General features: G+C 35.6%; 23 protein-coding genes. 6 read left to right on the top strand and 17 right to left on the bottom strand.

Annotation, left to right across the window (positions count from 1 at the left end; all coding sequences use genetic code 11):
* Positions 1–57: 57 nt before the first annotated feature.
* Positions 58–432, bottom strand: a complete 375-nt coding sequence (locus BCR21_RS00930; protein WP_069644650.1) for a YxeA family protein — start codon at positions 430–432, stop codon at positions 58–60.
* A gap of 186 nt (positions 433–618) precedes the next feature.
* Entirely contained in the window at positions 619–1,167 is a 549-nt protein-coding gene (locus BCR21_RS00925) for a TetR/AcrR family transcriptional regulator (RefSeq protein ID WP_069644649.1), read from the bottom strand.
* 405 nt (positions 1,168–1,572) lie between these two features.
* Here BCR21_RS00925 and BCR21_RS00920 point away from each other — a divergent pair, with 405 nt between their 5' ends.
* A complete protein-coding gene (locus BCR21_RS00920; RefSeq protein ID WP_069644648.1) occupies positions 1,573–2,895 on the top strand; it encodes a DUF1576 domain-containing protein in 1,323 nt (440 codons plus the stop codon).
* On the top strand, positions 2,879–3,217 hold the full coding sequence (locus BCR21_RS00915) for a hypothetical protein (protein WP_069644647.1): 339 nt from the start codon (positions 2,879–2,881) through the stop codon (positions 3,215–3,217). Before BCR21_RS00920 ends, BCR21_RS00915 begins: the two co-directional genes overlap by 17 nt.
* A gap of 135 nt (positions 3,218–3,352) precedes the next feature.
* Here the strand turns inward: BCR21_RS00915 and BCR21_RS00910 are convergent, their stop codons facing one another.
* The 3 genes from BCR21_RS00910 to BCR21_RS00900 all read right to left on the bottom strand — a co-directional run bounded on the left by BCR21_RS00910 (position 3,353) and on the right by BCR21_RS00900 (position 6,030).
* Positions 3,353–3,598 (bottom strand): KH domain-containing protein, encoded by a 246-nt coding sequence (locus tag BCR21_RS00910; protein WP_069644646.1) that lies wholly within the window; start codon positions 3,596–3,598, stop codon positions 3,353–3,355.
* Positions 3,599–3,609: 11 nt separating this feature from the next.
* Positions 3,610–3,885: a 30S ribosomal protein S16 gene (gene rpsP, locus BCR21_RS00905; RefSeq protein WP_010761445.1), complete on the bottom strand. Its 276-nt coding sequence runs from the start codon at positions 3,883–3,885 to the stop codon at positions 3,610–3,612.
* Between the two features lie 330 nt (positions 3,886–4,215).
* Positions 4,216–6,030: an Ig-like domain-containing protein gene (locus tag BCR21_RS00900; RefSeq protein WP_069644645.1), complete on the bottom strand. Its 1,815-nt coding sequence runs from the start codon at positions 6,028–6,030 to the stop codon at positions 4,216–4,218.
* A 184-nt stretch (positions 6,031–6,214) separates the two neighbouring features.
* On the opposite strand from BCR21_RS00900, the gene BCR21_RS00895 reads away from it, so the two are divergent.
* On the top strand, positions 6,215–6,766 hold the full coding sequence (locus tag BCR21_RS00895) for an NADPH-dependent FMN reductase (RefSeq protein WP_069644644.1): 552 nt from the start codon (positions 6,215–6,217) through the stop codon (positions 6,764–6,766).
* A gap of 55 nt (positions 6,767–6,821) precedes the next feature.
* Here the strand turns inward: BCR21_RS00895 and BCR21_RS00890 are convergent, their stop codons facing one another.
* The 4 genes from BCR21_RS00890 to BCR21_RS00875 form a co-directional block, all read right to left on the bottom strand.
* Positions 6,822–7,385, bottom strand: coding sequence for a DNA-3-methyladenine glycosylase I (locus BCR21_RS00890; RefSeq protein ID WP_084013183.1), 564 nt, complete (start codon positions 7,383–7,385; stop codon positions 6,822–6,824).
* Between the two features lie 181 nt (positions 7,386–7,566).
* Positions 7,567–8,985 carry a signal recognition particle protein gene (ffh, locus tag BCR21_RS00885; RefSeq protein ID WP_069644643.1) on the bottom strand — a complete coding sequence of 473 codons (1,419 nt, stop codon included), beginning with the start codon at positions 8,983–8,985 and terminating at the stop codon, positions 7,567–7,569.
* Positions 8,986–8,989: 4 nt separating this feature from the next.
* On the bottom strand, positions 8,990–9,328 hold the full coding sequence (locus tag BCR21_RS00880; RefSeq protein ID WP_069644642.1) for a putative DNA-binding protein: 339 nt from the start codon (positions 9,326–9,328) through the stop codon (positions 8,990–8,992).
* A 165-nt stretch (positions 9,329–9,493) separates the two neighbouring features.
* Positions 9,494–9,961, bottom strand: a complete 468-nt coding sequence (locus tag BCR21_RS00875) for a 2-thiouracil desulfurase family protein (protein WP_069644641.1) — start codon at positions 9,959–9,961, stop codon at positions 9,494–9,496.
* A 145-nt stretch (positions 9,962–10,106) separates the two neighbouring features.
* Between BCR21_RS00875 and BCR21_RS00870 the strand changes: the two genes are divergently transcribed.
* Positions 10,107–10,820, top strand: a complete 714-nt coding sequence (locus BCR21_RS00870) for a response regulator transcription factor (protein WP_069644640.1) — start codon at positions 10,107–10,109, stop codon at positions 10,818–10,820.
* On the top strand, positions 10,817–12,574 hold the full coding sequence (locus BCR21_RS00865) for a sensor histidine kinase (RefSeq protein WP_069644639.1): 1,758 nt from the start codon (positions 10,817–10,819) through the stop codon (positions 12,572–12,574). Before BCR21_RS00870 ends, BCR21_RS00865 begins: the two co-directional genes overlap by 4 nt.
* Before the next feature lie 66 nt (positions 12,575–12,640).
* Here the strand turns inward: BCR21_RS00865 and BCR21_RS00860 are convergent, their stop codons facing one another.
* Together BCR21_RS00860 and BCR21_RS00855 are read right to left on the bottom strand one after the other, a co-directional pair.
* The gene (locus BCR21_RS00860; protein ID WP_069644638.1) at positions 12,641–13,549 is read right to left on the bottom strand and encodes a phosphate ABC transporter substrate-binding protein PstS family protein; all 909 of its coding nucleotides are present in this window, start codon (positions 13,547–13,549) and stop codon (positions 12,641–12,643) included.
* A gap of 137 nt (positions 13,550–13,686) precedes the next feature.
* Positions 13,687–14,856 carry a pyridoxal phosphate-dependent aminotransferase gene (locus tag BCR21_RS00855; protein WP_069644637.1) on the bottom strand — a complete coding sequence of 390 codons (1,170 nt, stop codon included), beginning with the start codon at positions 14,854–14,856 and terminating at the stop codon, positions 13,687–13,689.
* 238 nt (positions 14,857–15,094) lie between these two features.
* Between BCR21_RS00855 and hisC the strand changes: the two genes are divergently transcribed.
* Entirely contained in the window at positions 15,095–16,153 is a 1,059-nt protein-coding gene (gene hisC / locus BCR21_RS00850; protein ID WP_069644636.1) for a histidinol-phosphate transaminase, read from the top strand.
* Positions 16,154–16,266: 113 nt separating this feature from the next.
* Here hisC and BCR21_RS00845 read toward each other — a convergent pair whose 3' ends face one another.
* From BCR21_RS00845 to BCR21_RS00820, 6 genes are all read right to left on the bottom strand, one after another.
* Positions 16,267–17,157 carry a LysR family transcriptional regulator gene (locus BCR21_RS00845; protein WP_069644635.1) on the bottom strand — a complete coding sequence of 297 codons (891 nt, stop codon included), beginning with the start codon at positions 17,155–17,157 and terminating at the stop codon, positions 16,267–16,269.
* 14 nt (positions 17,158–17,171) lie between these two features.
* Entirely contained in the window at positions 17,172–17,873 is a 702-nt protein-coding gene (locus BCR21_RS00840; RefSeq protein WP_069644634.1) for a carbonic anhydrase family protein, read from the bottom strand.
* Positions 17,874–18,059: 186 nt separating this feature from the next.
* Positions 18,060–18,695 carry an orotate phosphoribosyltransferase gene (pyrE, locus tag BCR21_RS00835; RefSeq protein WP_069644633.1) on the bottom strand — a complete coding sequence of 212 codons (636 nt, stop codon included), beginning with the start codon at positions 18,693–18,695 and terminating at the stop codon, positions 18,060–18,062.
* Positions 18,692–19,411 carry an orotidine-5'-phosphate decarboxylase gene (gene pyrF, locus BCR21_RS00830; protein WP_069644632.1) on the bottom strand — a complete coding sequence of 240 codons (720 nt, stop codon included), beginning with the start codon at positions 19,409–19,411 and terminating at the stop codon, positions 18,692–18,694. The genes pyrE and pyrF overlap by 4 nt, the downstream gene beginning before the upstream one ends.
* Positions 19,408–20,337: a dihydroorotate dehydrogenase gene (locus BCR21_RS00825; RefSeq protein ID WP_069644631.1), complete on the bottom strand. Its 930-nt coding sequence runs from the start codon at positions 20,335–20,337 to the stop codon at positions 19,408–19,410. The genes pyrF and BCR21_RS00825 overlap by 4 nt, the downstream gene beginning before the upstream one ends.
* A complete protein-coding gene (locus tag BCR21_RS00820) occupies positions 20,334–21,116 on the bottom strand; it encodes a dihydroorotate dehydrogenase electron transfer subunit (protein WP_069644630.1) in 783 nt (260 codons plus the stop codon). The genes BCR21_RS00825 and BCR21_RS00820 overlap by 4 nt, the downstream gene beginning before the upstream one ends.
* Positions 21,117–21,142 lie beyond the last annotated feature (26 nt).

The following is a 21,142-nucleotide window of genomic DNA, read 5'->3' as shown; positions in this document are numbered from 1 at the left end:
AATAGTTCTCACCTTTGCCAACTTACTTAATCAGATTATATTGCTGTTGCAGTTTTTTTATTTATTTAGTTGCTGCAGTGCTTTTTCAGGAACATCCTGTACCGAAACTTCTTCGTAAGTTTCTACGTGGGCACCTTTATTGTATATTTTCAAAAAGCGATCTGTGGTCAGTTCATGAGCTGCTGTAAAAGTAAGCTCTTTTTGTTTACCATTTTTATCAAAAGTTTGCTGCTTATATGTCGTAATGCCGTAACTATTGATACTGTCGGCTTTTTTTGTTTTGACATAAACTTCCCCTTTACCAACTAACGGGTTTAACTGATCGATCGTGCCAGAAAGTTCATCTGATTGATTTTGCGTATATAGCTTAGCTCCAAAAAGAGCAACGCCTCCAAATAAAGCTAGTACAACAATTGTTTTGATAATCTTCAAGCTTATTCCTCCAAATTTCATTTGATAAACTTATTTTAGCAGCAAAACAACTAAAAAAAATCAGTCAAATATATGAAATCTGTTTAGTCCTTTTGGCTTAGGTTGCCCTCAGTCTCGGTGAATGTTATTTAGTGATACCAAGGATCTACTGCTTTCTAAACCTTGTAGCCAACTTAATACAACTTTTTATCTGATTCCGCTATTTTGTTCGACAGCCTCAAATATTGTAATCAATTGCTCTTCTGTTTGATTTAACATTCCAGAAATACTCAAGGATGCTATTCCAGTCGCAACAATCCATAATTTCATATGAAGTTTTTCAAGTTTTTCTTTTGAGACAGTAGCATAATTTTTATCATCAAGAATAGATTTTTGAAACGAATCAAATAATAATTGCTGTAATTCTTGACCATATGAATGACGATCTATATACAACGATATGTACAATTTCTTATTCGATTTTGCTAAATCAATATAATTTAAACCAAAATTTGCACAGTTATTTGACGTTTTTGTTTCCAGCAAAAATTCCTTCTCTAAAGTCTCATATGTTGTATTTAGTAAAGTAAGTTTCAGCTCTTCCATATTTTTGAATTCGAGATAAATAGGCTGTGTTGAAATCCCCATATGATCTGCTACATTTCGCGCTGTTATAAATGAAAAACCTTTTTCTATCAATAAATCTTTTGCAGCTGCCAAAATATGTTGTTTTTTATAAACTTTTTTTCTAACCAAAAACAATCCCTCCTTAATTAAAAAACGCAACAAGTTCGTTCAGTATCGGCTGAAAAACTGGAAAATAGACTGTGACAATTTTTGTTATACTCTATTTTCATTTTTTTCGATGCCTTCACCAAGTAAATACTACTCTACATCTATTCACTCACTTCATTCATTAAGATCAAAAACATAGCGTAGTGGCTAGCCCGAAAAGCTAGATAATAATTTTTTAATTTATCATTATTTATTTTTTTAATATTATCCTTTTATTTTACACTCTTTTCGTGACTAATTTTCTCAATAATTGTGGATATATCTGAAAAATATGATAATTTACTGGACTTTACTGAAATGATATTGACCGATGAATGTTTTACAGGCTATAGTTAACTTATTCATAGATAATGGAGGTATTTTTTTATGGCTAAAAATAACGGCCAGACACTTTTTTTACATACTGACAAAAAACGTTTAGAACTAATTAATCAGAATAGAAACTATTATTTTCTGATTGGTTATTGTTTAATTTTGATTATGATTGGCTTATTCAATGAACCGATAACCTCTTTATGGGCTGGCATGCTTCGAATCTTAACTTCACCTAGCAACCTACTGACCGATTATATTGAACTAGGGACATTCGGTAGTGCATTTGTAAATAGCGGTTTACTGACATTGATCAGTGTTCTGCTTGCAAAAAAGGAAAAGATTCCAATCAACGGTCCTATGATCGCAGCTTTATTTACCGTATCAGGTTGCTCTTTTTTTGGAAAAAATTTGTATAATTCGATTCCAATCATTATTGGTGGACTCTGTTATGCGAAAATTGTTAGGAAACCTTTTTCACAATTTATTGTTGTTAGCTTATTTGGTAGTGCGCTATCCCCAATTATCAGCTACCTTACCTTTGGCCTTTCTTTACCTTTAGTGTTTTCAATTCCTTTAGGATGTTCAGTGGGGATTTTTATTGGCTTGATTTTGCCACCTTTAGCCTCACATATTCTCACCTTCCATCAAGGATTTTCATTATATAATGTCGGTTTTACCTCAGGACTTATTGCTATGATGTTTACGGGTATTTTAAGGATGTTTGGCTGGAAAATTGAAGGTAAGAATTTAGTTTCAACAGCTTACCATACCAAACTTCTTTTTTTTCTACTGTTTTTATTTTTAATTCTGTTCTTTGTTGGGTTTATAGTCAATCATTTTTCACTGAAGGGCTTAAAAGATATCAGTAAAACATCGGGGAAATTGATTACTGATTTTATTTCTATCGCAGGTGTTGGCGCTACAATGATGAATATGGCGTTGATGGGTTTATTACTTGTTGGTTATACTCAAATTAGTCATTCTACACTTAATGGACCAATCGTTGGAGCCATTCTATCTGCTGTCGGATTTAGTGCTTTTGGTAATCATATTTTTAATAGTCTGCCTTTATTAGTTAGTGTCTTTTTGACAGCACAGCTATCTTCGGTTTTTGAAGTAAACCAAACAACTGTGGTACTTGCGGGAATTTTCGGTACTGGTTTAGCACCGATTGCAGGATATTATGGCATTACTTTTGGCTTGATCGCTGGGTTTTTACATATGTCGTTGGTCACAAATGTCAGCTACCTTCACGGCGGGTTAAATCTTTATAATAATGGATTTTCTACTGGTTTTGTGGCGGCAGTCATGGTACCATTACTTGATAATATTTTACAGATCAGAAAGGTGAAACAACATGCAAGAAAGAGATAAATCTAAGAGAATCATAGATGAATTACTGACTTACTTTTTTTCGAATGACATTGAAGAGATTCGTATTGGGGTTGACTTTACGCCAGAAGGTTTTTCTATTGAGATAAAAGGGAAAACTGAAGAAGAACCAAAAAATGTCCTGCATTTATTAGAGTTATTAAATACACCTAGAGATCTGAGTATTGAGAGTTATTATGATGAATTACTTGGAATCACTCACCATGAAGAAGAAGATTATCACCTCCTAGGCCTGATGATCGATGAGGCAGAAATCACTTTCGACGCACCTGTTTTTGAAATCAAAGTATTTAGAAAAAAATAATTGTTCTCTGTAAAAAAAGGAGGAGTAACCTTAGAATGTGTTGGTTATTCCTCCTCTTCTTTATTTACAAATTGATTTTGTACTACTGCGATCGTGTAAAAAAAGCACCCAATTTCTTGGGTGCTTCACTTCTTGCTATTTGCCATCTACAATATTCAAACGAACTTTTTTAGGTCCCTCGACACGTACACTGTAAACAATGGTACGAATTGCTTTAGCAACACGACCTTGCTTGCCAATGATACGGCCAATATCTTCAGGCGATACAGTTAAATTATACTCTAGAAAAACATCAGATTCTTCTATTTCTAATTTAACTAGCTCAGGTTGACTGACTAATGGGCGAACGATAGTTAAGACTAACTCTTTCACATCTGTCATCATCGGTCACCTTATTTCTTTTCAAGTTTAGCTTCGTGGTGTTTTTTCATAACGCCTTCTTTTGAAAGGATGTTACGAACTGTATCTGAAGGCTGAGCGCCTTTAGACAACCAGTCTAAAACTAAATCTTCTTTTAAAACTACTTCTGCAGGATCTTTTAAAGGATTGTAAGTACCAACAGTTTCGATGAAACGTCCATCACGAGGAGAACGAGAATCTGCAACTACAATACGGTAAAAAGGACTCTTTTTAGAACCCATGCGTTTTAAGCGAATTTTAACTGACATTTTATATATTACACCTCCATTAACTTAATCACAAATGTTAGTTTACCAGATTTTCAACAAGCTGTAAAGAGTTTTTTCTTGACACCTTAAAAAAAGCTTTGTATCGTTGATTTCTTGGTCTATTAGCTTTATAATTGAGTTACCTTGGCAGGGGCAATCAATCGTTGCTTAACAAAAATAAGCTGTGAACTATGAAGATTATCTTCTTTCGTTCACAGCTTATTTTTTGAGTGTTCACGATTCCTTGACAAAGATAATAGTCAAGGAATTCTGTAATAATTTTGACTGATTATATATAGATTTCAGAGTTTGATAATAGAAAAGTAACGATTAACTACCAATTTGCTTTCTGTTGAAGATTATCCCTACTGAAATTGTTAGTAATAAGGTGCCCGTAAAAATTAATACAGGCGAACCTTCCTCACCAGTTTTTAAGAGACTCTGTTGATTTCCATCACTTTTCTCAGTTGGACTAGTTGTACTGCTTTGAGTAGAGGTCGATGTTTCAGTACTTGTTGATGACTCATTAGATGACTCTGATTCACTGGTTTCAGAAGTTTCTACTGCTCCAACAAGATTGGTTCTAGCTGTCTTCAATTCTTCTGTTGTTTGTTTGATTTCGTTACGGCTAACTTCTTTAGGCGTTTCTTCAGCTATTTTTATGAGATTGATAGCTTCGGTTTTTTTATCACTCCATGGTTTCCAAGTTTCTGGTGTGTAGGCTTCTTCTTTTAGTCCATTATTTTCTTCAATAACTTTTTCCAATGCTTCGATGTCTATCGGTTGAACAATTTCTTCTGTTGTTACTAACTGATTGACCAGTGTTTCAGCAGCATTTTCTATGTCAGAAGGTGTTGCATTTTCGTTATCTACTGCTGTTTGAGCATTCTCTTTAGCATCTGTTAGTTTTTTTGCAGACGAATCAGTTAGTTCTTGTAAATCTACGCTTTCGACTTCATCAATTTTGTCCGTAATAATATCAATGACTTGGTTTATATCTCCATTACCAATGCCACCATTTGCGTAATTAGTTAAACTAGCATTTCTTGATTGTGGTATTCCGTCTTCATCAAAAGTACTTGCAGTGTTAACATACTTTACTGATGAATCTGTGACTTTTGTACTGTAATTGACAACTGCAGAAACATACCCTTTGCCTGCACTGTAACTACCTAGATTTTCCAAGGATAGGATAAAACCATCTGCTGCCACTTCAACTTTTGTTTGGTCTCCCTCAATTTTACTTGGAAGTGGATATTTTTTTAAACTTTTTTTATTTCCATCACGATAATTAATACTGAACGTATCACCGAGTAATTGTTGTCCAGTACCTAAATTATCATTAATACTTGGCATTAACAGATTCTGTCCAGAGTTATTGATCGTAATCGTCCAGTTGATTTTTTGTGGATCTATTGAATCAAATTTGCCACTTTTAAAAATTGTTGTTGGGTTGGTCGTTCCCGTACTTACACCGACAGCTTTGTTTATTGTAAGTTCAAGATCGCTCGTTGTGCCATTGACTGGCAATGGAATTCGATTGATCCCCTCTTCAGTTCGATCATTGACAAGCTTTACCCAGAAATAAAATTGCCCACTGATTGAAATATGGTCTGTTATAAATTGATTGAATGTAACGGTAACCGTATTTTTTTCTCGATCTATATGAGCTGTACCAATCTCATTGCCAACTTGATTGAGCAATGGAAAATCACTGTAGTTCACCATTTGTAAAATAGAAGGTAATTCAAATGTCAACTCATCGCCAGCTTTAGCATCATCTGGTAAGTAATAGGAATAATTTACTTTAATTTTATCACTGCTCTTCACTCGATGAATCGGGTTATTGACAATATCCGTCAAAGTTACGTTTGTCAACAACTCAGAGCCATAGACATTTTGTGCTCTTACAGTCGGTTGAAGAGTTTCTTGATTTTCTGCGCTGCTTTCTTCTGTTGAGCGTTCTGTGCTGTCACTATTTTTTGTAGTGCTCACTTCAGTTTTGGTTTCATTGTTTGTTATGCTTGAATCGTCCGTACTAGAGATAGTTTCTACAGCCATTGTTTTTTGGGCCATACCCATAATGAATAACCAGAAAATAAGTAGAAACATACTGATTTTACTAATTTGTTTAATCCTCTGCATAACTTTCCCCCCATTTTTTATGAACACTTTATTATTTTTCATTATATAAGGAATGTTTATTCATGAACATTGATTTGCTTGTCATTTTCTGAATGTCGATTAAAAAGATTGATTTCTTGTATAAATGTTGATTTAGATTTAGAATAAAATAATAACAGTTATTTATTGAATGGAGGAATATTTTATGAAGAAAAAAATCGGTTTTTTTGTCGGAAGTTTGAGAAAAGATTCTTATAGTAGAAAAGTGGCCGTTGCTATTTCCAGCTTATTCCCAGAAGAATATGAACCTATTTTTATCGATTTACGTGAATTGGAAATGTATAATCAAGATTTAGATGATGAAGGAACGCCTACAGCTGCTTGGACGAAATTTAGAGAAGAAGTAAAGTCATTGACAGGACTTGTTTTTGTCACACCAGAATATAATCGCTCTGTACCTGGCGTTTTGAAAAATGCTTTAGATGTTGGTTCACGTCCTTATGGTCAAAATGTATGGGATGGTAAACCTGGCTTAGTTGTCAGCGTATCACCTGGTGCTTTAAGTGCTTTTGGTGCAAACCATCATTTACGCCAATCACTGGTTTTTCTTAATGTTCCTACCTTGCAGCAACCAGAAGCATACATCGGCAATGTAGTAAATCTAATCAATGAAGATGGGACTATTGCCGAAAACACTATGAATTTTTTCAAAACAATCGTTGATTCTTATCTTGCTTTTTTAGAAAAAAATAATTGATTAAATTTAAATAGTCTAAACCCAAACTGAAATATCGTTTGGGTTTAGACTATTTTTACTTTAATTCTTCATATCGAAAACATGTTGTTACATGATCATTGATCATTCCAACTGCTTCTAGAAAAGCGTAGATGATCGTGCTGCCTACAAACTTAAATCCTCTTTTCTTCAAATCTTTGGTTATCCGGTCAGATAATTCGTTTGTTGTAGGAATCTCCAGTTGATTTTGATAAGAATTTTTCAAAACATTTTGCGCATTAAAACCCCATAAATAGTTGGAAAAAGTCCCAAATTCTTCTTGAATTTCAATAACTTTTTGAGCATTATGGATTGCCGCCTCAATCTTTCTACGATTACGAATGATACCAGGATCGTTCAAAAGTTCTTCGATCTTATTTTCGTCATAATGCGCAACTTTTTTTATATCAAAATTATCAAAGGCAGTATCAAAATAGTCTTCTTTATTCAAAATAGTTTGCCAGCTCAAGCCAGCTTGATTGATATCCAAGATTAATTTTCTAAACAAACGCTGATCATCATATACTGGAACTCCCCAAATCGTATCATGATAGTGTTTCATTTTTTCATTATCCTCTGCCCAAGAACATCTTTGTCTCACCTTGTTCCCTCCAATAATTAAACCTTATTTTTTAAAGCTTTTCTTTAGTTTAGCAAAATTTCTACGAAAATGTTTACGATTCGAAATTAAAATATTGTGCTCTGATCGAATCATAGTTTATCTGTCTCAATAATAAAAACAGACCAGAGTCTAAAGACTTTAGTCTGTTTTCTTTTTTACTTTATTTTTTCTTCTTTTTCTTCTTCTTGTTTTTCTTCACCATGCGATTCATGGCCATTTTCCCTAGTTTACCTTTGATGCCTCCACCAAGCATTTGATCCATACCTGGAATATCCATATTTCCTTTAGACATTTGCTGCATCATTTTTTTAGATTCTTTGAATTGTTTGATCATCCGATTGACTTCAACTACATTATTACCTGAACCGGCAGCAATTCTACGGCGACGGCTCGGACTTAATAAATCAGGATTTTCTCGTTCAGCAGGGGTCATAGAGAGCACCATCGCTTTTTTACGTGCTACATCTTTTGGATCGACTTTGACATTTTCTAGTCCAGGCATGTTACTCATTCCCGGAATCATTTTTAGCAAGTCCTCGATTGGTCCCATACCCATTACTTGGTCTAATTGCTCGATAAAGTCATTAAAGTCAAAGCTGTTTTCCTTCATTTTTACTGCAAGTTCTTCAGCTTTTTTCTCATCATAATCTTGTTGTGCTTTTTCAATCAAGGTCAGCATATCACCCATGCCTAAAATACGGCTGGACATACGATCTGGATGGAAAATTTCTAAGTCAGTCAGTTTTTCGCCTGAACCGATAAATTTGATTGGTGCCCCAGTAACGGAACGAATAGATAACGCTGCACCGCCTCGAGTGTCCCCATCAAGTTTAGTGATGACCACACCGGTGATCCCTAATTGCTGGTTGAAACTTTCAGCAACATTAACTGCATCTTGCCCAGTCATTGCATCAACTACAAGTAAGATATCATCAGGTTGAGCTATTTCTTTGATTTGTTTTAATTCATCCATCAATGTCTCATCAATGTGCAGGCGCCCGGCCGTATCAATCAAGACGTAATCATTTTTCTTTTCTTTAGCCAGTTCCATCCCTTGACGCACGATTTCTACAGGACTTGTCTCAGTCCCCATATCGAAAACAGGTACATCTAATTGTTGGCCTAAAACCTTCAATTGATCGATCGCAGCTGGACGGTAGACATCGGCTGCTATCATCAGTGGACGTGCATTTTCAGTCTTAATCAAATGATTCGCTAATTTACCACCAAAGGTCGTTTTACCAGCCCCTTGTAACCCAACCATCATAATTACGGTTGGAATACGCTCTGATTTATTCAAGCCAACTGTATCAGTTCCGAGGGTTGCTGTTAATTCTTCATCAACGATTTTAACAATTTGCTGAGCGGGTGATAAGCTTTCAAGAACTTCTACACCCACTGCACGGTCACGAACCCGTTTGGTAAAATCTTTGACAACTTGTAAATTTACGTCGGCTTCCAATAAAGCCAGACGAATCTCTCTCATCATTTCTTTTACGTCAGCTTCAGATACTTTTCCTTTACGACGTAATTTGCTCATTGCCTGCTGTAGGCGGTCTGTTAAACTTTCAAAAGCCATAATCTCATTCCTCTACTTCTTGTATTTGTTCTATATACTGTATAATTGTTGTATCTTTCGGATAGGTTTCGCTCACGTAGCTTTTAAGGTTCTCTAGCAATTCTCCACGTACGATATAATCAGAAAATAGATGAAGTTTTTTTTCATATTCTTCCAAGATTTTTTCTGTCCGTTTGATATTGTCATAAACTGCTTGGCGGCTGATATCATATTCTTCAGCGATCTCGCCTAATGAGAAATCATCCGCATAGTACATCTCCATATAATTCATTTGTTTTTCTGTCAACAAAGTGGAGTAAAATTCAAACAACGCATTCATTCGATTGGTTTTTTCAATTTCCATAGTTGTGACTCCTATCTTCAATCCCTTTTAGGTTACCGATTTCAAAGTGATTAGTCAATAGTTCTTAATTGATTTTCGAGGATTTTTTTGAAAAGATTCTATCAACCATACTAACTGTGCGTATTTGCACAAAAATCCTTTTAAAAAAGCTATTTTTGATTATTTCTATTTTTCACGACCAACCACTGTTTGCCAGTCGTTCTCTGAAACGACATTAAGTCCTTTGGAAATAAAATAAGCCGTTGCTACACCTACACCATTTTGATGATTACCGGAAAATGTACCATCATAAATGCTTTTACTTCCGCAAGACGGGCTATTTTCTTTTAAAACAATCATTGTGATATTTTGTTCGACTAATTTTTGATAGGCTGTGATTGCTCCTTGTTTGAACATAGCGGTCATATCTTCCCCTGTTTTCGTGAGGACTTTCGCGCCACCATCCCAAACGTCAAAACCATCTCCACCTCTTATTTCAGCAGGTTCTCGAGGAATCGGCAAACCACCCAAGATTTCTGGACAAACAAGTATTGCATGATCATTTTCAACTAATTTTTTTAAGGCAGTGATTTCTTTTGCTTGACCATCATAGCGGCAACAAACACCGCCAAGACATGCGCTAATTCCAATCATTGGCTTCCCTCATTTCAATCTTTTTTATTATACCATTTCTTTGGCTTTGAAAGTAGTTTTAGAAACATTCCATAAAGTTTTTGATCGCTTCGAATCTGTGATAAAATAACCTTGTGTTTATTTCGTATTTAAAGGAGCCAAATAGATGAAGAAAGTACTAGTTGTTGACGACGAACCGTCGATCGTAACGTTGTTGACCTTTAACTTAGAAAAAGACGGCTATGAAGTAATATCAGCGGAAGATGGTGCAGTCGGTTATGAGTTAGCCTTGTCCAATCAATTTGATTTTATCATCCTAGATGTTATGTTGCCAAATATGGATGGCTTAGAAATCACAAAATCACTACGTAGAGAAAAAATTGATACTCCCATTTTGATATTGACTGCTAAAGATGATCAAGTCGATAAAATCATTGGGTTAGAAATCGGCGCCGATGATTATTTAACAAAACCATTTAGTCCTAGAGAAGTTTTAGCGAGAATGAAAGCAATTTTCCGACGTCTAAAACCGACGTCAGGTAAACAAGAAGAATTTAACGAAACCGCTAAAGCTCCATTAATATTAGGTGACATTAGTGTTGATGAGCAAAATTATGAAGTGAGTGTCCGTGGTGAAAAAATCGAGTTGACACCAAAAGAATTTGAATTGCTCATCTACTTCATTAAGCGTAAAGATCGCGTGATCGATCGTGATACTTTACTCGACCGCATTTGGAACTATGACTTTGCGGGCCAAAGCCGTATTGTTGATGTCCATGTCAGCCATTTAAGAGATAAAATCGAAATCGATCCCAAACGACCTGCTTACTTAGTAACAGTTAGAGGATTTGGCTACCGTTTTCAGGAGCCGAAAAAATGAAAAAACGCCAACGCATTGAATATTGGTTAGTTGGAATTATGATGCTTGCCTTATTTGCGGGGAGTGTGCTTTTAACAAACTATTTTTTCAAAAAGGAATTATTAACCCAACAAGAAGAATATTTACAAAAAAAAGGCACGTTGATTCTTGGCCAGCTCTCTCCTGATTTGTTTTTAACCCAACATTTTTCGAGTCAAGAAAAAAAGCTGATTGAGCATTACACAACTGATAAAAATGAACGATTGACATTAATGAATGCTAAAGGTGATATTTTTTACGACAGTGTTGATTCTGCATTACATGAATCAAGAAGTAATCGACCTGAGGTAAAAGCGATTCTTTCCGGTGCTGATTTTGGCTCTGCCTTAAGAAAAAGTACGACTCTAAAAGAAGAATTACTCTATTTAGCATTACCGGTCGATAAAAATGGTGAATTGATCGGGATTATTCGTATGTCTGAAGAAACGACACAGTTTTCCAACAGTATACAATCATTTAGACGCTATATTCTGTTTACTTTAGGTATTTTATTTTTGATTATTACGGCTTTCGTATTTTTATTAATTCACCAGAAAAATGAACCTTTGGTGACGGTTTTACCCGTTTTGAAAAAGATTGTGAAATATCCAGATGAAGCTCGTTCGATCATCCAAGATTCACCAGAATGGAATGAATTGTATCAGACGGTCAATCTTTTAAGCCAACAAATGAGCCAAACTTATTTAGCTTATACCTCAACTGACGAACAATTTCACGCTTTGCTAGATGAACTGATGATCGGTGTCTTCATTATTGATGTTGATGGAAAGCTTCAACTGATCAATCCTAAAATGACTGAAATTTTAATGATCGCTGAAAATGATTCAGGCAAAGATTATTTTGAAGTGATCAAAGAACCTGCCCTGATCCACTTGATTCATCAAGTCATTACAGAAAAAAGTTCAGTACATCAAGAAATAAAACTAACTGACTCATTGAATGAAACGATTTTAGATATGTCTTTACGTTTTATTGAAGAAGATGGAAACGATTACCAAGTTCTAGGTATTGCTTATGATTTGACTCGTGTCAGACAATTAGAAAAGATCCAAAAAGACTTTGTTAGTAATGTCTCACACGAGTTAAAAACACCCGTTACCTCATTACTAGGTTTTACTGAAACCTTATTAGACGGAGCCAAAGATGATCCTGAAACGTTAACACAATTTTTAGAGATCATGCAAAAAGACGCTTTGCGATTACAACAATTGATTCAGGAAATTTTACAGCTTTCTCGTGATGGAAAAAATATTTCCTATGATGATCAAGAAGTTGCTTTATTCCCTTTCACACAAGAAATCCTGCGTTCTTATCGTAAAGTAATCAAAGAAAAGCATCTGACCATCGAAATTCTCGGTGATGAAACAATAACCTATACAACAAAGTATGAGCTTTTCTATCCGATCGTTAAAAATTTGATTGAAAATGCGATTCAATATTCTCAATCTGATGGAACAATCACAATTAATTTTGGTTTGACTGATACATTCTTTTTCATAGTGAAGGATTTAGGAATCGGGATTAGCTTAGAAGACCAAGAACGGATTTTTGAACGCTTTTACCGGGTAGACAAAGCAAGAAGTCGGCATTCTGGCGGTACTGGTTTAGGTTTATCGATCGTGCATAATTACACTGAACTATTAGGAGGAACCGTTACGATCGATAGTCATTTGGGCCTAGGCTCAACTTTTATAGTAAGATTACCCAAAAACTAATTAAATCAAAAAGAGGCGAACGTTTTTCACGTTCTGCCTCTTTTTGATTCTTTAGGGGGAAAGAATTTATTTTTTAGTGATTGTTCCGGATACGTCTCTTTCAACTTTCATCGCTGTCATTGGTAGGTAACCTAATTCTTTGACTACACCTTCTTGAACATCATCTGTCAGCATGAAATCTAAAAACGCTTTTACATCTTCATCTGGTTGGCCTTTTGTATACATGTGTTCGTAAGACCAAATTTTCCAAGAATTGTCTGAAACATTCTCTTCTGTTGGTTTTACATCATCGATACTCAAAGCATCTGTCGATTCATCCATGTAAGAGAAAGCCAAGTAACTGATTGCGCCAGGTGTTTGGGAAACGATTTGACGAACGGTTCCTGATGAGTCTTGTTCTTGAGATTGAACCGCTTTTGCTCCATCCAATCCCCATTTTTCAAATGTTGCTCGTGTTCCACTACCGCTTGGGCGATTGATTACTGCGATTTCTTGATCTTTACCGCCTAAATCTTTCCAATTTTTAGTCTTTCCAGAAAAAATATCGATCAATTCTTGTTTGCTAATGTTTTTAACGCCCACTTCTTTATTGACCACAGGCCCCATTCCAACAACAGCTACACGATGGTCAACAAGTTTTGATGCATCTACACCAGATTTTTCTTCGGCAAAAACATCAGAATTTCCAATTGTCACAGCACCATCGGCAACTTGAGAAAGTCCAGTTCCGCTGCCTCCACCCTGAACTGAAATTGTATAATTAGCATGCTCAGAAACAAATTGATCTTTTGCCGCATCTACTAATGGTTGTAAAGCGGTTGAACCAACGGCTACGATTTTCACAGGTTGATTACTATTATTTCCGCTATCTTTAGATTTATTACTATTCTCACTAGTTGCAGCCCCTTGATTGCCACACCCTGCGATTAAAAGTCCTACACTTAAAACAATTGCTGATACTAAACGTTTCTTCATTTTTACACGTCCTTTTCAATTAGTTACAAGCTTAGTTTAACAGCAGTGTGTTAATTCTGTTTCAACGTTCTGTAAATAATCGGTAAAGGAATGTAAAGGTTATGTTGAGATAAAAAAACAGTTAAACGATTGCTCGTTTAACTGTTCGATTTGATATAATTACCTACTCGTTTCATTGCTTCTTTTAATGTCGCCAAATCCGCTGCATAGCTGATCCGTACATATCCTTGCGCCTCTTGACCAAAAGCCACTCCTGGAATGATCGCTATTGCTTGTTGCTGCGCCAAATCTACACAGAATTTCATTGAATCTTGTTCATATCCTGCTGGAATTTTTGCGAAAATATAGAATGCTCCATTCGGTCTAGCGACTTCGAATCCGAAAGAAGTCATTTGTTCGTAAACAAAATCACGTCGTTCACGGTATTCTTCTTTCATCACTGCAGCATCGTTGATTCCTTCCACAAGCGCTCTAACGGCTGCTTTTTGAGATATAGTTGAAGCCGCTGTAACTAAATATTGATGAACTTTTATGATTTCTCCAATCAAATTCTCCGGTCCAAAAATAAATCCAATCCGCCAACCAGTCATTGCGTGTGATTTTGATAGTCCATTAATCAAAATAGTTTGTTCTGGAATAAACTCCGCAATCGATACATGTTGATCTTCATAAGTTAATTCACTATATATTTCATCACTGATCACGAAAATCGGATAATTTTTCAAGACATCTGCAATTGCTTTGACTTCTTCACGATTATACGTTACACCAGTTGGATTGCTTGGATAATTTAAAATAATCGCTTTAACTTGATCGCCATGTTCTAACATTGCAGTAGTTATCATTTCAGGTGTTAAGACAAAATCATTCGCTGTCGTATCGATATAAATTGGTTCCGCTTGAGCCAAAGTAATGACTGGTTCATAGCCTGGATAGATTGGTGCCGGCATCAAGACTTTATCGCCAGGTTCTAAAATAGATAATAAACTTGCTGAAATCGCTTCAGTTGCTCCTACTGTTACTAAAACTTCAGACGCTGGCTGATAACTGACTCCATACTTTTCTTTCATAAAAAAAGTGGCAGCTTCACGAACATCGGTTAACCCTGACATGCCCGAATAATGGGAAAAATTATTTTCGATCGCATCATGTGCCGCTGTTTTTACATGCTCAGGAGTATTAAAATCGGGCTCTCCTAAAGTTAGCTTTATGATGCCTTCAATGTCACTTACTTGTTCGTCAAATTGACGAATCGTCGAAACGGCGATTTTATATACTTGCTTGTTAAATCTGTTCGTTAAATCCATGAAACCATCTCCTCGTATCTTACTGGTTCGACCTTCAAATCAAATATAGTAACATTTGCATCAATCGAAACACTAGTGTGCTATCCATATTTTCTTAATGGAATTATCATAGCATAATTTAACGAAAAATGAAATTTGTATTTCAAAATTGCGTATTTTCTTTTCAAATTCACATATTAAGCTTGCGAAATGTACTTCGCTTCTTTATAGTTAAAAGAAATGAAGGGAGAGATTTAAAATGAAAGGTATCAGAAAAATTACCCCCTATGTCCCAGGAGAACAACCCAACTATCCTGATATGATTAAGTTAAACACCAACGAAAATCCCTATCCACCGTCACCAAATGTTACTGAAGTATTAAAACATTTCGAGGCTGAACAATTAAAACGATACAGTTCTATCGATAATCTCTCTTTAAAAAAAGCATTAAGTGTCAAACATGGCTTATCTCCTGATCATTTTATAATTGGTAACGGCTCTGATGAAGTATTGGCCTTTTGTTTTCTCGCTTGTTTTAATAGTTCAGATCCTATCCTATTTCCAGATATCACTTATGGTTTTTACAAAGTTTGGGCAGAGCTATTTGAGATTCCATTTAGGGAATTGCCAATAAATAGTAAATTTGAAATAAACTTGAAAGATTATGAGCAGTTAAATGGCGGAATAATCTTTGCCAATCCGAATGCACCTACAGGTTTATTCAAACCTCTGTCAGAAATCGAGGATTTATTGAAAAAAAATCCAGAGGTCATTGTGATCATCGATGAAGCATATATTGATTTTGCAGGCCAGTCAGCTGTTTCACTTTTAACTAACTATTCGAATTTGATTATAGTTAGAACCTTCTCTAAATCAAGTTCTCTAGCGGGCTTACGTGTTGGTTATGCCATTGGTAATCCAAAGTATATCCAAATTGTGGAAAGCATCAAATCATCGTTTAATCCCTATTCTGTTGATATGTTAGCTGAAAAAATAGCTGTCGCTGCTGTTTCCGATGAAGAATATTATATAAAAATAACTAGGGAGATTTGTAAAACTAGAGATTGGTTTGCAAAAAGTATTGAAGAATTAGGTTTTCAATCTCTTTACTCCCAAACAAATTTTGTATTACTAACGCATCCTGATTTGATTATTGAAGAGCTTAATGATTATTTGACAACCCACGATGTATTTGTTCGTTATTTCCCAAAAATTGAACGATTGAACAATTACTTGCGTGTTTCGATTGGGACACCGGAGGAAATGGAAAAGGTTTATCAATTAATGAATATCTATGTAACAAAGAACAGAAAATAATGTTTAAACAAACTTCTATTTATTTGATTCCTATTAATTTAATCGAACGTTTAAACTAAAAAATCATCCTTATTTTAAAGGATGATTTTTTGACGCTCTTATTCTTCTTTATATCAAAATAGCTGTTTCAATTCTTTTATAAAAAATTGCCCAATCGTACTGATTGATTTATTTTTTTGATAAAGAACACAGATTTTGTTATTTGTACTTTCCGCCAATGGAACTAAACGAATCTCTTTTTTTGTAAAGCCAGTTACCACACCAGATCCTGAGGCATAAGCATCTGTTTCTACTAGTAAGTTCATCAGGGTTCCTCGATCATTTGTATAAATTACTGTTTCTTGTTCCTGATTCTCAATTAAATCTTCTGAAAAATATGCAAAATTACTCCCTTCTTGCGTAAAGCGAACTTGAGGATAGCAGCATAATTGTTCCAGATCGATTTCTTTTTGTTTTGCTAACGGATGATTTTTGCCAAGGAAAATATGCGTTTTAAAGCTTCCAACAACATCATATGTTAAATTTGCTTGTTCTAGATATCGCTCGATACCTGATTGATTTTGACTATTTAAATAAATAATACCAAGTTCACTATGATAACTTTTCACATCTTCGATTACTTTTAACGTTGTTGTCTCAAATACACGAAAATTTTTGTATTGGTCTTTGAATTGCTGAATGACTTTGCCCATCACTTCGCCTAAAAAATCATAGTGTTGAGATGAAATCGAGAAACGTTCGCTCTTCGTTACTTCTTGATAGCGATTTTCAATTATTTCCATTTGAGTCAAAATTTTTTCCGCATGTTCTAAAAAGGTCAAGCCCTCTTCAGTCAAAGAAGCCCCTTTGTTAGTCCGAATAAATAAAGTTACCCCAATTTCTTCTTCTAATTCACGAATACCGTTAGAAAGACTTGGTTGTGTGATAAAAAGTTTTTTTGCAGCTTCTCTAAAACTACCATTATTTGCAACAGCTACAACATATTTCATCTGTTGAATATTCATAGAGGCCCTCCATCTTATTCAGAAAAATAGATTTTACGTCCATTCAACGCTTGGACTGGGCGATTGTTAAACGGTAGCATGCCTTCATCGATTCGCTCAAAAAAATCTTGATCCATTTTTTGAATAGAATCGAAGACAAACCAATGAACAGGTCCTTTTGTTGGTGGTGTTGTTAATGAACCTAAATAATGAAAATGTGATTTTTGTTCTGGTAAAAAAATTGAAGGATCAAACCATTGTTGATGGGTTTCAGAGTTCCATTCAAGTGTTGTTTGTCTTTTTGAAAATCTATTTTCATCTTTTGTAATCGTAAATAAACAACCGACAACCAAGTTATCACCAGAATTATTCATGTGAACCAGATGGAATTCCAGCGGCGCATGTTCCCCATCAAAGGTATGCTCACTTGGTGTATGAAAATGAATATCTGTTAAATAATATTTTTCATCTTCAAAAATCACATAGCTCTCTGTATTTGGTGGAACAAAATGAAAGGTGTTTTTAAATTCTTTTTCTGTAAATTCTTCAGTTTTATAACAAAAATCGATTGCCCTATCTGTAGATTGGCCATTGATTAAGTTTTTTGACAAATTAACAGGCGATTGATAAGGATATTTAGCTCCAGTTGAAAACCAATCACAAAGCGTGTGCCAATGTTCTGGCCCAAGCTCTCCTTCGTATCCCCATTCCACGTCCATATTTCGAATATTTTTCATCAAACCCCACCTTCTGATTTTATCATTTGAATAATCGTATACTAATTATTAATAACAGTCAATTTTCAAAGGCTATTTTATTCTTTTTTTGTAATAAAAGTATAGTATATCTGAGGAATCAAATCGATCAAGAAAAAGCATAACCTTTGAACACACGATCAAAAATTATGCTTTTTATGATATAAACTATTTATTTAACCAATTTTCTGGGTATTGTTTCCACTCTTTTAATAATGCAACATCGTTTTCTTCAATATAATTCGATTCTAACGCCGCATCGATCAATTTTGAGTAATTTGTTAGTGTGATTAATTCCATTTTATGTGCCGCAAATGTTTCTTTGCCTTTAGGTAGTTCATAAGTGAAGATAGCCGCTACACCTAAAACATCTGCCCCTTCACGTTGTGCTGCATCTGCCGCTTCTAGGACACTTCCACCAGTTGAGATCAAATCTTCGATTACAACCATTTTTTGTCCTTTAAAAATTCGGCCTTCGATTTGATTGCCTTTTCCATGTTCTTTCGCTTTACTGCGGATATAAACCATCGGTAAATCTAAAATATCTGCCACCCAAGCAGCATGAGGAATTCCTGCTGTTGCCGTTCCAGCAATGACTTCTACATCTGGATAAGTTTGTTTGATTTTTTCTGCTAATCCATTCGCAATATCCTTACGAACAACTGGATAGCTCATCGTAATCCGATTATCGCAATAAATCGGGCTCTTGATTCCACTTGCCCATGTAAAAGGTTCATTGGGACTTAAAAATACTGCTTCAATTTCTAATAAATCTTTGGCAATTTTTTTGGCTAATTCTGTCATGATTTTTCTCCATTCCACTCACTTTTTATTGATTGATACGCTTCATAAGGTTCTTCAGCTTGTGTGATCGGTCGTCCCACTACAATATAAGTCGAACCAATTTTCCTAGCATCCGTTGGTGTCACTACGCGCTGTTGGTCACCAACTTCACTGCCGCTTGGACGTATTCCAGGTGTTAAGCAAACAAATGCATCGCTTGTCGCCTGATGGATGTCTTTAGCTTCTAATGCAGAACAAACAACACCATCCAATCCAGCCTTTTCAGTACATTTTGCATAATGGAGCACGCTATCTTTTAAAGGAACTTCAATCAATTGATCTTGGTGCATCTCTTTCTCACTTGTTGAGGTAAGCTGTGTTACAGCAATCAAGATGGGCACTTTTCCGCCATCTTTCGTCCCTTTTTTTAATCCATTTTTAGCCGCTTCCATCATCTTAACACCGCCCGCAGCATGAACATTTGTTATATCCACACCAAGTTTTGCTAAGCCGATCATTGATTTTTCAACGGTATTGGGAATATCATGTAATTTTAGATCTAGAAAAACGGAATGACCTATTGTTTTCAGCCAACGGACAATCTCAGGTCCTTCTTGATAAAATAGTTCCATTCCAACTTTAACGAATAGTGATTCTTCTTTAGGGAACTTGTCTAAAAATGCTTCTACTTCTATTTTTGATGGGAAATCTAATGCGATGATCGGTCGTTGACTCATAGATTTTTTGCCTCTCTAACTTCTTTGATTAGTTGCTCCAATGATTCGATTCCAAGTTCTGCCATTCTGTTAGGCAAAGCATCTATCAGTTTAGGACATATATATGGATCTGTAAAATTAGCAGTTCCAACAGCTACTGCACTTGCTCCAGCCATGAACATTTCTAATACATCATCCACCGTTTGTACACCGCCCATACCGATGATCGGTAGGCTAGAAATTTGAGAAACTTGATGGATCAAACGAATTGCCACAGGTTTGATAGCTGGACCTGATAATCCTCCTGTTTGATTGGCTAAAATTGGACGGCGAGTTTTTAAATCAATCCGCATTCCTAAAAGTGTGTTGATCATTGAAAAACCATCTGCACCTCCGGCTTCAATCGCTTGTGCGACTGGTACAATATCTGTCACATTCGGAGAAAGCTTTACATAAATAGGTACTTTAGCCACTTTTTTCACTGCTTGCGTTAATTGAAATGCAACATCTGGATCCGTGCCAAAGGCAATACCACCGTGTTTTACATTTGGACATGAAATATTTAATTCAATTGCTTTAACATTGGGTGCATCACCGATTTTGCTGCAGACTTCAACATAATCCTCTTCACAGGCTCCAGCAACATTGGCAATAATCGGTACATCATACGCTTCTAATGCAGGAAGTTTTGTATTCATGACCACATCCATCCCCGGATTTTGCAAGCCAATCGCATTTAGCATACCACTCGGTGTTTCTGCCACTCTTGGCGTTGCGTTACCAAAACGCGCTTGTGGTGTCGTCGCTTTGATCATGATCGAACCGAGTTGTCCTAGATCGTAATATTTAGCATATTCTTCACCAAACCCAAAACAACCACTAGCAGGAATAATAGGATTTTTTAATTCTAAACCAGGAATACTGATTGCTAACGGATTTTTCATCATAAAACCACCTCACTGGCTCTAAAAATCGGCCCTTCATCACAAACTTTAACACTTTTTGTGCCAGTTTCATCATCAGGCACATGACAAACACAAGCATAACACGCACCCATGCCACAAGCCATTCGCTGTTCTAACGATAGAAAAACATTGGGATTATCAGAAAAAACTTGTGCAACCATTTTTAGCATTCCATTTGCGCCACACGCATAAACTGCATCTGGCTGCTCTTTTTGAATTACATCCAATAAAAGATTACCGACATTCCCTTCAACACCAAACGAACCATCATCTGTTGCAAAACGTGTATCTCCTAATGCGATAAATTCATCTTGAAAATAGGCGACTTCTTTAGAAGCATAACCAAGAAAATGAACGACCTCAATTCCTTTTTTCTTCAATTGTTTTGATAATTCATACATAGGTGGAATACCAATCCCGCCGCCAATTACAAATGCTTTTTGACCAGCAGCCAAACAATTGACATCAAAACCATTTCCTAAAGGTCCCATAACATCTAATGTGTTTCCAGCTGAGAGTTCAGCAAAAGCTTTGGTTCCATCACCTTCTGTTCGATAAATGATCGTACAGGTTTTTGCTTCTTTGTTTATTTGATTGATACTGATCGGTCTTCTTAAAAGCATATCTGCTCTAGGAACTTTTATATGGATAAACTGCCCAGGTTTTTCCATTTCATTAACTAAATCACCTGTCAAAGTCATTTGGAAAATTCTAGGCGCTAATTGTTGTTGAGAGATGATCGTCATTATTTCCTGTTTCATTTATTCCGCTCCTTTACAACATCAGG

It is taken from the genome of Enterococcus ureasiticus (assembly GCF_001730285.1).
Lineage (GTDB): Bacteria > Bacillota > Bacilli > Lactobacillales > Enterococcaceae > Enterococcus_L > Enterococcus_L ureasiticus.
Note: the sequence above shows the minus strand (reverse complement) of the source record. Positions and strands in the feature narration are given on the sequence as shown.